The organism is Aliidongia dinghuensis (genome assembly GCF_014643535.1).
Classification (GTDB): Bacteria; Pseudomonadota; Alphaproteobacteria; order ATCC43930; family CGMCC-115725; genus Aliidongia; species Aliidongia dinghuensis.
Map to the genome: position 1 here is coordinate 85,030 of NZ_BMJQ01000019.1, position 13,689 is coordinate 98,718.

General features: G+C 64.6%; 13 protein-coding genes. 11 read left to right on the forward strand and 2 right to left on the reverse strand.

The features are described from left to right. Position 1 precedes the first annotated feature (1 nt). Entirely contained in the window at positions 2 to 916 is a 915-nt protein-coding gene (locus IEY58_RS28500; RefSeq protein WP_189051556.1) for a dihydrodipicolinate synthase family protein, read from the reverse strand. 39 nt (positions 917 to 955) lie between these two features. Further along, a complete protein-coding gene (locus tag IEY58_RS28505; protein WP_189051557.1) occupies positions 956 to 2,443 on the reverse strand; it encodes an aldehyde dehydrogenase in 1,488 nt (495 codons plus the stop codon). 194 nt (positions 2,444 to 2,637) lie between these two features. Between IEY58_RS28505 and IEY58_RS28510 the strand changes: the two genes are divergently transcribed. The 11 genes from IEY58_RS28510 to IEY58_RS28560 all read left to right on the forward strand — a co-directional run bounded on the left by IEY58_RS28510 (position 2,638) and on the right by IEY58_RS28560 (position 13,681). Next, complete coding sequence (locus IEY58_RS28510) at positions 2,638 to 3,273, forward strand: helix-turn-helix domain-containing protein (RefSeq protein ID WP_189051558.1); 636 nt, start codon at positions 2,638 to 2,640, stop codon at positions 3,271 to 3,273. Between the two features lie 125 nt (positions 3,274 to 3,398). Further along, entirely contained in the window at positions 3,399 to 4,256 is an 858-nt protein-coding gene (locus IEY58_RS28515; protein WP_229744018.1) for an ABC transporter permease, read from the forward strand. Then, positions 4,253 to 5,059, forward strand: a complete 807-nt coding sequence (locus IEY58_RS28520) for an ABC transporter permease (protein ID WP_189051559.1) — start codon at positions 4,253 to 4,255, stop codon at positions 5,057 to 5,059. Before IEY58_RS28515 ends, IEY58_RS28520 begins: the two co-directional genes overlap by 4 nt. A 29-nt stretch (positions 5,060 to 5,088) precedes the next feature. Continuing rightward, positions 5,089 to 6,210 carry an ABC transporter ATP-binding protein gene (locus tag IEY58_RS28525; protein ID WP_189051560.1) on the forward strand — a complete coding sequence of 374 codons (1,122 nt, stop codon included), beginning with the start codon at positions 5,089 to 5,091 and terminating at the stop codon, positions 6,208 to 6,210. Positions 6,211 to 6,255: 45 nt separating this feature from the next. Further along, entirely contained in the window at positions 6,256 to 7,323 is a 1,068-nt protein-coding gene (locus tag IEY58_RS28530) for a polyamine ABC transporter substrate-binding protein (RefSeq protein ID WP_189051561.1), read from the forward strand. 44 nt (positions 7,324 to 7,367) lie between these two features. Beyond that, a complete protein-coding gene (locus IEY58_RS28535; protein ID WP_189051562.1) occupies positions 7,368 to 8,816 on the forward strand; it encodes an FAD-binding oxidoreductase in 1,449 nt (482 codons plus the stop codon). Positions 8,817 to 8,829: 13 nt separating this feature from the next. Beyond that, positions 8,830 to 9,987, forward strand: coding sequence for an alpha-hydroxy acid oxidase (locus IEY58_RS28540; protein ID WP_189051563.1), 1,158 nt, complete (start codon positions 8,830 to 8,832; stop codon positions 9,985 to 9,987). Further along, positions 9,980 to 11,272 (forward strand): NAD(P)/FAD-dependent oxidoreductase, encoded by a 1,293-nt coding sequence (locus IEY58_RS28545; RefSeq protein WP_189051564.1) that lies wholly within the window; start codon positions 9,980 to 9,982, stop codon positions 11,270 to 11,272. The genes IEY58_RS28540 and IEY58_RS28545 overlap by 8 nt, the downstream gene beginning before the upstream one ends. 352 nt (positions 11,273 to 11,624) lie before the next feature. Continuing rightward, positions 11,625 to 12,611, forward strand: coding sequence for an NADH-quinone oxidoreductase subunit NuoH (nuoH, locus tag IEY58_RS28550; protein WP_189051565.1), 987 nt, complete (start codon positions 11,625 to 11,627; stop codon positions 12,609 to 12,611). Between the two features lie 19 nt (positions 12,612 to 12,630). Continuing rightward, on the forward strand, positions 12,631 to 13,197 hold the full coding sequence (locus IEY58_RS28555) for an NADH-quinone oxidoreductase subunit I (RefSeq protein WP_189051566.1): 567 nt from the start codon (positions 12,631 to 12,633) through the stop codon (positions 13,195 to 13,197). 43 nt (positions 13,198 to 13,240) lie between these two features. Next, complete coding sequence (locus IEY58_RS28560) at positions 13,241 to 13,681, forward strand: CBS domain-containing protein (protein WP_189051567.1); 441 nt, start codon at positions 13,241 to 13,243, stop codon at positions 13,679 to 13,681. The last annotated feature ends 8 nt before the right edge of the window (positions 13,682 to 13,689 follow it).

The following is a 13,689-nucleotide window of genomic DNA, read 5'->3' on the forward strand; positions in this document are numbered from 1 at the left end:
CCTAGTGCTTGGGCACTTCTTTGAGGACGCCGCTATCCAACAAGGCGTCGACAGCAGCATGAACTCTGCCGAGCGCGGCCTCGGACAATGCGCCCACTGGCGGAAGAGCCGTGCCGGTTGAGAGGCCGATCCTCTCGAACGCGGCACGCACGGCAGTCGGAAACTCCTCGGCGAAGAGCGCATCCATCAGCGGATTGAGCAGCCCTTGCGCACCAAGCGCCTCCGCGACCCGTCCCTGCTCTGCCAGGGACTGGACGTTAGCCCAATAGCCGGGGATGAGCGCCGCCGACGTCAGCACGCCCCCACTCGCGCCGAGGATGACTTGCTGAACGAAGAGCGTGTCCTGGCCGCTCAGGATCGCGAACCCATCAGGCACCAGCTTCGATACATGATCGAGATGATAGAGATCCGTGTTGGACGCCTTCATGCCGACGGCGAGCCCTTCCTCGGCCATGCAAGCGATCGTCTCGGGCGCGATCACGGTGTGGGTGCGATAGGGATTATCGTATAGGACGAACGGGACGGAGACTTCCTTGCGCAAGGCTCGGAAGTAGCGCAGCAGACCGGACTGGTCGGTGCGTGTGTAAAAGGGCGGGATCACCATGAGCCCGTCGGCGCCTGCCTTTTCGTAGGCCCGGGCGCTGTCACAGGCGCCACCGAAGCCCGCGTCGAGCACGCCGGCGATGACCGGAACGCGTCCGGCAGCAACCGCAACCGTCACCTCGAGCGCCTTCACGCGCTGGGCATGGGTCAAGGCCGTCGCCTCACCCGTCCCGCCGAGCGGTACCAGGCCCGAGACCCCGCCGGCAATCTGGTATTCGACGATCCGTTCCAGCCCTCGATCGTCGATTTCCCCGTCTGCGGTCAGCGGGGTCGGAAAGGCCGGAATGAGGCCACGAAGCTGCAGCTGGCTCATCGCTATCTCCCAAGGTCTGGGTTGGTCGGACGTCGTTGCTTAGCTGGCTAGATTGATCCAGGTTGCCTTGAGCTCGGTGTATTTCTCGAGCGCGTGCAGGGACTTGTCGCGTCCGAAGCCAGATTGCTTGAAGCCGCCGAAGGGCGAGGAGATATCGCCATGGTCGAAGCAATTGACCCAGACGACGCCGGCCCGGAGGGCAGAGGACGCCTTGAACGCCTTGTTGATGTCCCGCGTCCAGACGGCGGCTGCGAGACCGTATTTGGTGTCGTTACCGATGCGGATTGCCTCATCGAGATCCTTCGCCGTGATCGTCGCCAGCACCGGGCCGAAGATCTCCTCCTGGGCGATGATCATCCGGCTGGTGACGTCGTCGAACAGCGTCGGCTCGATGAAGCAACCCTCGCTCTGCACCCTTTTGCCGCCGAGCCGGAGCGTGGCGCCCTCGGTCTGGCCTTGCTCGATATAGCGCATGACGCGCTCGGTCTGAGTTGCGTCGACCATGGCGCCGAGCTCAGTCGCCGGATCGAGCGGATCGCCTTGCTTCATTGCCTTGCCCACGGCCATCACCTTCTCGACCACCTGGTCTTTGACCGAGGCCTCGACGATCATGCGCGAACCGGCGTTACACACTTCGCCTTGATTGTAGTAGATGCCCCAGGCTGCCGCGGTCGCCGCGGCATCGAGGTCGGGCGCATCGGCTAGGATGATGTTCGGCGTCTTGCCGCCGCATTCGAGGCCGACCCGCTTCATGTTCGACTGCCCCGAATATTGCAGGAACAGCTTGCCGACCTCGGTCGACCCGGTGAAGGCCACCGCATCGACATCCATGTGCAAGCCGAGGGCGCGGCCTGCCGCCTCGCCCAACCCCGGCACGACGTTGAACACGCCGTCCGGAATGCCGGCCTCGGCACTCAGCGCCGCGATGCGGATTGCGGTCAGCGACGATTGCTCTGCCGGCTTCAGGACGACCGAATTGCCGGCGGCAAGGATCGGGCCCAGCTTCCAGGCCGCCATCAGCAGCGGGAAATTCCACGGCACGACTGCGGCCACGACACCCAAGGGCTCGCGGCGAATGAGCGAGATCGCCGAAGCCGCCGTCGGTGCGATCTCGTCATAGACCTTGTCGATGGCCTCGGCGTACCAACGGATGCATTGGATCGACAGCGGGAGGTCGACGGCCAGGCTGTCGCGGATGGGCTTGCCCATGTCCAGCGTCTCGAGCAGCGCCAGTTCCTCGATGTGCCGCTCCATCAGGTCGCCGAAAGCCAGCAGGCGCTTCTTGCGCTCGCGCGGCGCCATTCGGGACCAATGGCCAGCCTCGAAGGTGGCGCGCGCCCGGGCAACCGCAACATCGACATCGGCCTGCTCGCACGCGGCGATCGCGCCCAGCGAACGACCGGTCGCCGGATTGAGGCAGTCGAACGTGGCGCCAGAGAGTGCGGGCAAATAGCGCCCACCGATGAAGGCCCGGCCTTCGATCGAAAGCCCCTTGGCACGCGCATGCCAATCGATGACTTCAGACATCTCCGTCTCTCCGAACGACAAGCTCAAGATCGCGGCATCATAGGGGCTCCGCTAAAAACGCCAATGCGGTTTTTTCGTTTTTTTGAAAATTGGCTTTGACAGAACGCTCGCCGCCGAGGCGATATAAGCTTGCGCGAGAGTGCAACCGGCATCTCGCCGCCGGCCCATCGAAACCGTGAGGACAAGGCAAGCCGATGCCGCGGACCAAGACGTCTCAGAGCGCCCGCGACGAACTCGTGGAGATCGGCCGGGATCTCGCCGATCTGGACAATGAAAGCGCCCAGATCGGCAAGCGCATCCGGGATCTCAGGGTCGGCGCCGGCATGACGCTCACCGATCTCTCGAAGGCGGCGAAAGTCTCGATCGGCACGCTCTCGCAGCTTGAGCGCGGCCTGGTTTCACCCACGGTGCGCACCCTCTACACCGTCGGCAACGCGCTGGGCGTGGCGCCTGCATGGCTGATCGATCCAAGCCAGGCAGCCGGGCCCAGCAACAGCGAAAGCACGTTCATCGTCCGCGCCAACCGCCGGCAGAAATTCCTCGACAGCGGAGGCATCCGGAAAGACATCGCCTCCCCGGCCGCGAGCGAGCGGCTCAAGGGCTTTTTCATGGTCATCGAGCCCGGCTGCGGCTCCGGCGCCGAGCCCTACAAGCATACCGGCGAGGAGATCGGTCTCATCCTCTCCGGCACGCTCGAGCTCAGCATCGACGACGAATCCTACACGCTGAACGAGGGCGATTGTTTCGCCTTCGAAAGCTCTCGCCCCCACCGCTTCTCAAATTTCGGCCCGCGTCCGGCGAGCGTGTTCTGGGTCAACGCGAAGATCTGAATGGCTTCGCTTTTCTGTTTTCATTTTTTTAAAATTTCCTATTGACCGTCGCCGCAGCCCTGCCGTTAATCTGAAACGATCTCGGCGGGCCCGATCCCGCCAGAACCGACAGGCGAGAACAGGCTGTGGCTGAGACAAGCTCCTCATCCGATCTCAACCCGAAAGCGGCAGCGATGCTGCTGGCGCCGCTGACGATCGTGATGCTGCTGGTCTTCGTCTATCCGCTGATCACCACCGCCTGGACCAGCATCCATCCGGCCGGCTATTCGCTCGAGGCCTATGCCGAGCTCACGCACAGCACACTTTTCCTGAAAACGCTGACGACGACGTTCGAAATCAGCATCTCGGGCACGCTGGTGAGCCTGCTGCTGGGATTTCCGGTCGCGATGCATCTGGCGGTCCAACCGCCGCGGCGGCGCACCGGTTATCTGATCCTGGTCATGCTGCCGTTCTGGACCAGCATCCTGGTCAAAAGCTTCGCCCTCACCGTCGTGTTCGGCAATCAGGGGCTCGTCAATCAGCTCCTGGGCTTCGTCAGCGGCGGCGCGATCAACTTGCCGATGATGTACAACCGGGTTGGCGTCATCATCGGCATGATCAACTTCCTGCTGCCGTTCATGGTGCTGTCGATCCTGGGCAGCCTGCTGTCGCAGGATCCCGTGCTGGTGCGGGCGGCGGAGACCATGGGGGCCGGCCCGCTCCGGATCTTCCGGCGCATCATCCTGCCGCTCAGCATGCCGGGCGTGGTCGCCGGCATCCTCATCAACATGACGTTGTCGATCGGCATGTACATCACGCCGGCGCTCCTGGGCGGCCGGCAGGACATGATGGTCGCCAACCTCGTCGATTTCTATACGCGCCAGACGCTCGATTGGACGGCGGCCTCGGCGACGGCCATGGTGCTGCTCGCCATCTCCGGCTGTCTTGTGGCATTGCTCGGCCGCATCCGTGGCGCGCAGGGCCTGTCGGGAGCCGCGGCATGAACGGGGCATCGGTCTCATTCGGCCTCAACCGCCGGGCCATCTCGATCGCCGCCTGGGCCTGCTATATCTTCCTGCTGCTGCCGACCCTGGTCGTCATCCCGATTTCGTTCGGCAACCCGGGACAGATCGAATTCCCGCCCCGGCAATTCTCCTTCGTGCTCTACCACCAGTTCTTCAGCGACCCCGCCTGGTGGGGCGCGTTGATCCAGAGCCTCGGCGTCGCCATTGCCACAACCTGCCTCAGCCTCTGCCTTGCCGTGCCGGCTGCCTATGCGCTCGCCCGCTCGAAGCTGGCAGGGCGCAAGCTGTTGCGCGGCCTGTTCATGATGCCGATGCTGGTGCCGGTCGTCGTCCTGGGGCTCGGGCTCTATCTGCAATATTCGAGTTGGGGCCTACTCGACACGACAGCCGGCCTGGTGGTGGCGCATGTGACGCTGGCCGTACCGTTCATCATGGTCTCGGTCATGTCTGGCCTCGGCCATGCGGACGTAGCGCTCGAGACGGTGGCCCTCATCATGGGCGCCTCGCGGACGCGGATCTTCTTTCGGGTCGTCCTGCCGCAGCTCTCCGCGGCCATCGCCGTCGGTGCGCTTTTCGCCTTCCTGACGTCGCTCGACGAGGTCGTCGTCGCCTATTTCGTCACCGGCACGACGACCATGACGCTGCCGGTCAAGATGTACAGCGCCATTCGCTGGGAGCTCTCCCCGGTGATCGCCGCGGTCTCGACGCTGCTGACCGTCGTATCGCTCGCGATCGCACTCGGAATCATCGCGCTCCAGCGCCCGACGGAGGCACATTCCTGATGACTGCCGGCTTGAAGACAGCCAGCCCCATGGCTGCCGATTCGGCGGCCGCCGGTTCACCGAAGACCACCGCCGCAGCCACCATGGTGGAGCTGGCCGGCGTCTCCAAGCGGTACGGCCCGGTCGACGCGCTCTTCCCGGTCGATCTTGCGATCGGCAAGGGTGAGTTCGTAACACTCCTGGGTCCGAGCGGCTCCGGCAAGTCGACGCTGCTCAACCTGATTGCAGGCATGATCTCGCCGACGACCGGCAAGATCACGATCGACGGCAAGGACGCCACCGCCATGCCGACGAATGCGCGCGGCCTTGGCATGGTGTTCCAGAACTATGCGCTGATGCCGCACATGACGGTGTTCGAGAACATCGCATTCCCGCTGCAGGTCCGGCGCATGAGCCGCAGCGAAATCCGCGAACGGGTCGAGAAGGTGCTGGACCTGATCCAGCTGCGCCACGTGGCCGATCGCCGGCCGAAGGCACTTTCGGGTGGCCAGCAGCAGCGCATCTCGCTGGCGCGCTGCATCGTCTACAACCCGGCGCTCATCCTGATGGACGAGCCGCTGGGCGCGCTCGACAAGAACCTGCGCGAGCAGATGCAGCTCGAGATCAAGCGTCTCCATGCCGAGCTCGGCATCACCATGCTCTATGTCACGCACGATCAGGACGAGGCATTGACCATGTCCGACCGCATCGTGCTGATGAACGGCGGCCGCATCGAGCAACAGGGGCGTCCGGAACAGCTCTATTTCGAACCGTCGACCGTCTTTTCGGCCCAGTTCATCGGCAGCTCGAACCTCATCGCCGGCACCGTCGCGGAACTGGGTAGCGGCGCGGCGATCCGCACCACCATCGGCACCTTCCCGGTAGCGCCGGGCAGCTTCAGCGCCGGCGAGCCTGCCATGCTGCTCGTCCGGCCGGAAAACCTGCTGCTGGTCGGCGACGACACGGAGTTGCCGAACATCACGGGCCGGCTCGAGGACTCGATCGTGATGGGCGGCGTCATCCGCCATTTTGTCCGTTGCAGCGACAGCTCCGTCGTCATCGTTCAGGAACTCAATCAGCCGGGCCAGCCCCGCCCCGCTCGGGGTGCCGTGGTGCGCGCCGGCTGGAACGCCGGCCACGGCCGTCTGCTGCCGCCGACACCAACGAAATAACCGGTCGGCCATCCGCCGATGATCCGAGGACAGGGAGTCTCCAATATGACCGACACATATTCGACGATCACACGCCGGCGTTTCATCGGCACCAGTGCCGCCGGCGTCGCCGGCCTGGTAGCCGCACCCGCCATCCTCTCGAGCCGCGCGCGCGCCGCCGATACGACGCTGACGGTGACTTCCTGGGGCGGCGACTACAACAAGTCGGTGCGCGAGGTATTCGCTGACCCGTTCACCAAGGAAACCGGCATTCCGGTGACGCTCGTCGACAACGGCGACATGGCCAAGGTCAAGGCGCAGGTCCTGAGCAAGGACGTGCAGTGGGACGTGATCGATGCCCCTATTTCCTTTGCGACTGCCGGCGCCAAGGAGAAGCTCTGGGAGGATCTCGACACCTCGATCGTCAAGTCCGACGGGGTGATCAAGGCCGCCGAAAAAGACTATATGCCGATGTATCTCTACAGCGGCGGCCTCCTGTGGGACAGCAACCGCTCTCCCGATGGCAAGCATCCGGTCGATTTCGCCGGCTTCTATGACGTGAAGAAATACCCGGGCCGTCGGGTGATGCGGGCGTTGGCCGCCGAGACGCTGGAGGTGGCACTCGTCGCCGACGGCGTCGATCCGAAGAATCTCTATCCGCTCGATGTCGACCGCGCCTTCAGGGCGCTCGACCGGATCAAACCCCATGTCACGAAATGGGCGAGCTCCACGCCGGAACAGGTGACATCGGTCGTACAGAACGAGGCCGACTTCTCCTACAGCTACTTCAACCGGGTGAAGAACTCCCAGAAGGCCGGCGCCACGCTGGGCTTTTCGTTCGAACAGACCATCAACTCGCTCGATTATTTCGCCGTGCCGAAGGGCGCCAAGAACAAGGAGGCGGCGATGCGCTTCATCGCCTTCTGCCTGAAGCCCGACCGGCAGTTCGAATGGGCGGTGCGCGGCTATTACCTGCCGAACACCATCGCCGCCATGGACCAGGTCAAGGCCTCGCCCTCCAAGGACTATCTGCCGGACCTGAACAACGGCAAGAACGTCATCGTCAATGCCGAGTGGTGGGGCGACAACTCGACCGCGGTCCAGAAGCGCTATGCGGAATGGATGATCTCGTAACGCGCCGCGCCTATCCCCGATACTTCTGCCGAGAGAGACGTTTCATGCCTGCCGTAGACTTCCGGGCCGAAGACTTCCTGGGCCGCATCCAGGCCGTGGTCGGCGAGCGCTATGTCGTGACGGACGCGTCCGAGATCGACCATTTCGCCACTGACCATCGCGGGCGCTACCACGGCACGGCGCTCGCGATCGTGCGGCCGGGCTCGACCGCGGAGGTGTCGGGGGTGGTGAAGCTCTGCGCGGAGCACGGCGTCGCCGTCACGCCGCAGGGCGGCAATACCGGCCTCTGCGGCGGCGCGACACCGCTCACCAACCGCCCGTCGATCCTGATGCGGCTCGACCGGCTCAATCGCGTGCGGGAGGTCTCCCCGATCGACGACACGATCACGGTCGAGGCCGGGTGCGTGCTGGCCGACATCCAGGCTGCCGCGGCCGGCGTCGACCGGCTGTTTCCGCTCAGCCTCGGCGCCGAGGGCAGCTGCCAGATCGGCGGCAACATCTCGACCAACGCCGGCGGCATCGCCGTCCTGCGCTACGGCGCCATGCGCAGTCTGGTGCTGGGGCTCGAGGTCGTGCTGGCGGACGGCTCCGTCTTCAACGGCTTGCGGCGGCTGCGCAAGGACAATGCCGGCTACGACCTGAAGCAGCTGTTCATCGGCGCCGAGGGCACGCTCGGCATCGTGACCGCTGCGGCGCTGAAGCTCTCACCGGCCATCAAGTCGCGCACGGTCGCCATGGTGCAGATGGCGAGCGTCGAGGATGCCCTCACCCTGTTCGAGCGTACGCGCAAGACCTTCGGCGAGCGGATCTCGAGCTTCGAGATCATCGGCTCGTCCTACATGGACTTCGTGCTGAAATACGTCGCCAACACCTCGATGCCGTTCGAGCAGAAGGCGGATTGGTACGTGCTGATCGAGGCGGGCGAGGCGAACACCGGCGCCGACCTGGCCGGCGCCATGGAAGAGCTGCTGGGCCCGGCACTCGAGGGCGGCCTGGTCAGCGATGCCATCATCGCCGGCAGCCTCGCCCAGGAAGAAGCCCTCTGGCGCCTGCGCCATGGCGTCACCGGAGAGTTCAAGGTCGCCGGCAAGACCATGTCGCACGACACGTCCGTGCCGGTCTCGTGCCAGCCAGAGTTCACCCAAGCGGTCGAAAAGGGCGTGCTCGAGGCATATCCGGACGCCAACGTCATGATGGTTGGCCATATCGGCGACGGGAACATCCATGTGGTCGTACTGTTCCCGCACGAGCGCTTCGCCGACGCGGCCGCCTTCGACGCCGCGGCCGACGAGATCGACGCGATCATCGACGATATCGCGATCGGCCTCGGCGGCAGCATCACCGCCGAGCACGGCGTCGGGACCAGTTATCGCAAGCGCATGGCGCGGACCAAGGATCCGTTCGAGCTGGCGCTGATGCGCCGGGTCAAGGCAGCGCTCGACCCCGACGGATTGATGAACCCGGAGAAGATCTTCCTGCCGACAGCGCACTGACGTCGTGGCGGTGATGAGTTTGGCCCTCAACATCGAGGATTTCCGGCGGATCGCGCGGGCGCGGCTGCCGAAGGGCATCTTCGACTACATCGATCGCGGAGCCGAAGACGAGGTCGGTCTCAAGGCACTCCGGGAAGGCTTCGATCGCACGACCTTCAACCCGCGCGTCCTGGTCGACGTGTCGCGAAGGGATTTGTCGGTGACCCTCCTGGGCCGCCGGCAGCCCTTGCCGCTCGTCGTGGCCCCGACCGCGGCGGCCGGGCTCGTCTGGCATCAGGGCGAGGTGGCGCTCGCCCGGGCTGCTGGAGAGGCCGGCATCCCGTTCTGCATTCCGACCGGCTCGATCACGGCCATGGAGCGGATCGCGGCCGAAAGCCGCGGCCCACTCTGGTTCCAGCTCTACATGTGGCATGACCGGGCGCTCAGCTATCAGCTGATCGACCGGGCCAAGGCCACCGGCATCGACACGCTGGTCCTGACCGTCGACACGATGGCGCTGCCCAATCGTGAGTACAATGCCCGCAACGGCTTCGAGGTGCCGATCCGAGCCTCGCTCCGCGGCGGCCTCGACATGCTGCGACATCCCGGCTGGGTCTGGAACGTGCTCTGGCGCTATATCCGCGAAGAGGGCATCCCGACCTATCAGCACTACCCGGCCTCGTTCCGCTCGAAGATCACGCGCAAGGCGACCTCAGATGCGGTCCGGCTCGCAGACAACCTGACCTGGGAGGATTTCGCCTCCCTCCGGCGCTATTGGCCGGGCAAGCTCGTGCTGAAGGGCGTGCTGCATCCCGACGATGCCGCCCGCGCGCGCAACCATGGCGCGGATGCGATCGTGGTCACGAGCCATGGCGCGCGCAATCTCGACAGCGCGGTGGCGCCGATCGATGCGCTGCCGGCGATCGCGGAGACGGTCGGTGGATCCCTTGAGATCATCGCCGATAGCGGCGTGCGCCGCGGCAGCGACGTGCTGAAGCTGCTGGCCCTTGGCGCCCGGGCGGCCATGGTCGGACGCTCGGTGCTCTACGGCACCGCCGCCGGCGGCGAGGCCGGCGCGCGCCAGGTCCTCGACCTGCTGCGCAACGAACTCGACACCCATCTGGCGCTGCTCGGCTGCCCGTCGCTGGCCGGGCTAAATGCCGGACTCGTCAATCGGAAGCATCATGCCTGACATCGTGCCTGCCGCACCGCCCCCAAGCGTCTACCGGGCCGACGCGGTCCCGCCCTTGGCGACGCGGCCGCTCGACCAGGACCGACGCGTCTCCGTCGCCATCATCGGTGCCGGCATCGCCGGCCTATCGACGGCGCTGCATCTGGCGGAAGCCGGCACGGATGTGGTTGTCATCGATGCGCGCGAACCCGGCTGGGGCGCCTCGGGCAACAATGGTGGGCAGCTCAATCCCGGCCTCAAGTACGATCCCGCCGTCATCGAGGCGACCTACGGGCCCGATCTGGGTCACCGCATGGTGCGCTTCGCCTATGGCACGACTGATTACGCGTTCGACCTGATCCGCCGCCTCGGCATCGACTGCGGTGCCCGGCAGAACGGCACCCTGCGTGCCGCCTATGGCGACGCGAGCGTCGGCAGCGTCGAGACGACGGCCCGGCAATGCCAGGAACGGGGCATGCCCGTCGATCTGCTGGACGCTGCGGCGGTCGCGCGCGTGACCGGCACCGACCGCTACAAGGTGGCCCTCTTCGACAAGCGCGGCGGCGACCTGCACCCGCTGAACTACACCCGCGGTCTCGCCAAGGCAGCCGCTGCCGCCGGCGCTTCGATCCATGGCGGAACCCCGGCGACGCGGCTGCAGCGCGCGGGCAGCCATTGGCGCATCACGACGCCCAGAGCCACGATCCTCGCCGACAAGATCCTCATCGCCACGAACGGCTTCACCGACGGTCTGTGGCCCGGCCTGCGCCGGACGATCGTGCCCGTGTTCAGCGCCATCGCCGCGACCGAACCCCTGCCCGAACCGATCGCCAAGAAGATCCTGCCGGCCCGCTGCTCGACCTATGAGAGCGGGCGCATCACCGTCTATTTCCGGGTCGACCAGGCCAACCGGCTGCTGATGGGCGGCCGCGGACCGATGCGACCGATCGCGCGCCCGGACCAGATCGCGTATCTCACGCGTTACGCCGTGCGGCTTTGGCCGGAGCTCACGGGCGTTTCCTGGCGCTACGGCTGGAACAGCCGGCTCGCGATGACCAAGGATCATTGGCCGCACATCCATGAGCCGGCCGAGGATGCGCTGGCTTATCTCGGCTGCAACGGCCGGGGCGTGGCGCTCGCGACGGCCATGGGCCGCCAATTGGCGAACCGGCTCATCCAGGGCCGGGCGTTCGATCTCGACATGCCGGTCGTCTCGATGAAGCCGATCCGCTTTCACGAGTTCTGGCCGCTGGGCGTGCGCGCCGTCGTCATGCATGGCCGCATCTGCGACCGGCTCGGCTTGTAGCGTCTCGATCTGGCCACACGACACATCGGCAGAATGGGCCGTCACGCAAAAGACTACATATCGTTTACGGCAGCTCTCGGGAAAACGAGGCAGACCATCGAGCAGCGGCGATGGGCGGATTGTGCTGAAAAACTCCAAGGAGAGCATTTGATGGGTGCTTTTCGGCAATTCGCGCTCCGCCGGAGCCCATCATAGCCAGCAACGGTAAGGCTGTGATATTCTTAATATAAAGCGCTTGGTCGTCGGCAGATTGCCACACCTGCGCAGTCTGACGGCGGCGCAGGAAGTCAGCGCTAGCCAGAGCCGAAGTTCGATCACGGGTCTCAACCCATTGAACATGTGGCCGCGGATTATGGAACTTGTTATCGCCCTTGGCCCGATCGTCCTCAAGGTCGCGTTGCTGATCGCGATCCTGCTGCTGCTGCCGTTACCGCTGACCTGGATGGAACGCAAGATCGCCGGGCACATGCAGCAGCGGCTGGGACCGATGCGCGTGGGCTGGCACGGGCTGCTGCAGCCGATGGCAGACGGCATCAAGCTCTTGACCAAAGAAGACCACATTCCGGCCGAGGCCGACCGTTTCTTGTTCAAGCTAGCGCCAATCCTGGCGCTCGCCCCGCCCTTCGTGGTGTTCGTCGCGATCCCCTTCGGCGAGACCGTCTCGGTCTTCGGTACCGAGACCACGCTCTACGTCTCCGACATGAACGTGGCGCTGCTTTTCGTCTTCGCGGTGATCGGGATCGAGGTCTATGGCGTCATCTTTGGCGGCTGGGCCGCGAACAGCAAATACGCGGTCCTGGGCAGCCTTAGGACTTGCGCGCAGATGATCAGCTACGAGATCCCGATGGGGTTCGCGGTCATCGGCGTGGTCATGCTGGCGCAATCCATGAGCCTGCTCGATATCGTGCGGGCGCAGGCCGATACCTGGAACATCGTTTACCAACCGGTCGGGTTCTTTGTGTTCTTCGTCGCCGGGCTGGCCGAAGCGCAGCGCATTCCCTTCGACCTGGCGGAAGCGGAAGGCGATCTTGGGGCGGGGTTCCATACCGAGTACAGCGGCATTCGCTTCGCGTTCTTCATGGTCAGCGAATACGCCATCATGCTGCTGGTGTCGGTCCTGTCAGTGATCCTCTTTTTCGGCGGCTGGAACGGCGTGCTGATCCCGTTGCCGCCGCTCCTCTGGTTCCTGCTCAAAGTCGCGTTCTTCGTCTATTTATTCGTGTGGTTCCGTTTTACTTTCCCACGTTACCGCTACGACCAACTGATGGCGATCGGGTGGAAAGTCTTGCTGCCCCTGTCACTGGGGAACATAATGATAACCGGCGTGCTATTCCTGTAGGGGCCGCAGCGAGGCGGCGATGTCACGCGCACTGGACAGAAGCGGGAAATGGATCGGTTGGGCGTTCTTCGCTGATCTGGCGGACGCTTTAGCGCTGACCTGCGGCTACATGTTCTCCAGATCCGTGACCATGCAGTATCCGGACAAGGAAAAATGGCTGCCTTATTCACGTTACCGCGGGCATCACTTCCTGAAGCGTGACGAAGAGGGCGAGATCAAGTGCGTGGCCTGTGAACTCTGCGCACGGATTTGCCCCTGCAACTGCATCGAGGTCGTCCCCTACGAGGACGAGAAGGGCAATCGGCGCCCGGCGAAATTCGAGATCGACATGGCCCGCTGCCTCTTCTGCGGGTTGTGCGAGGACGCCTGCCCGGCGGACGCGATCGCGCTCGGTCAACAATACGAATTCTCGAGCTTTTCCTCGCGTGACCTGGTGATCGGGCGTGACGACCTCCTCGGCAAACCGGGCAAGGCGGCGACTGGCGGCGGCGTGGTCGCCGCGCGCTTGAACACGGAACAGGACGTGCGGGTCGAGACGAGCGAGCCGCAGGGGTACAACTGGTGGCAGAATATTCGACGGCTGTGAACGCGCCCGCTCAAGAGCCTGAGCATGCAAATTGGAGGCTCAGATGTTGGTCGGCGAAATCTTGAGAACCAAGGCGCCCGAGGTCATCTCGGTCACCCCGGGTCGGACCATGGTGGAAGTCCTGCGGCTGTTTCGGGACAAAAACATCGGCTTCGTGGTCGTGGCCCGTTCGCCCGGAGAAACCCTGGGGACGTTGTCCGAGCGGGACTGCTGCAATGCGGTGGCCGACTACAAATCCGAGGCACCCCTGATGCGGGTCGCCGACTTCATGAACCGCAATGTGGCGACCTGTTCGATCAAGGATAGGCTCTCCAAGGTGATGGAGATCATGACCAACCGGCGGACGCGCCATGTGCTGGTCATGGATAACGACACCATTGTCGGCGTGGTCAGCATCGGCGACGTGGTCAAGCATCGGCTCGAGCAATCGCTGCGCAACGAGCAGGTGCTGCACGACTACATTTGCGGGACCGGCTATCACTGACGACGCTG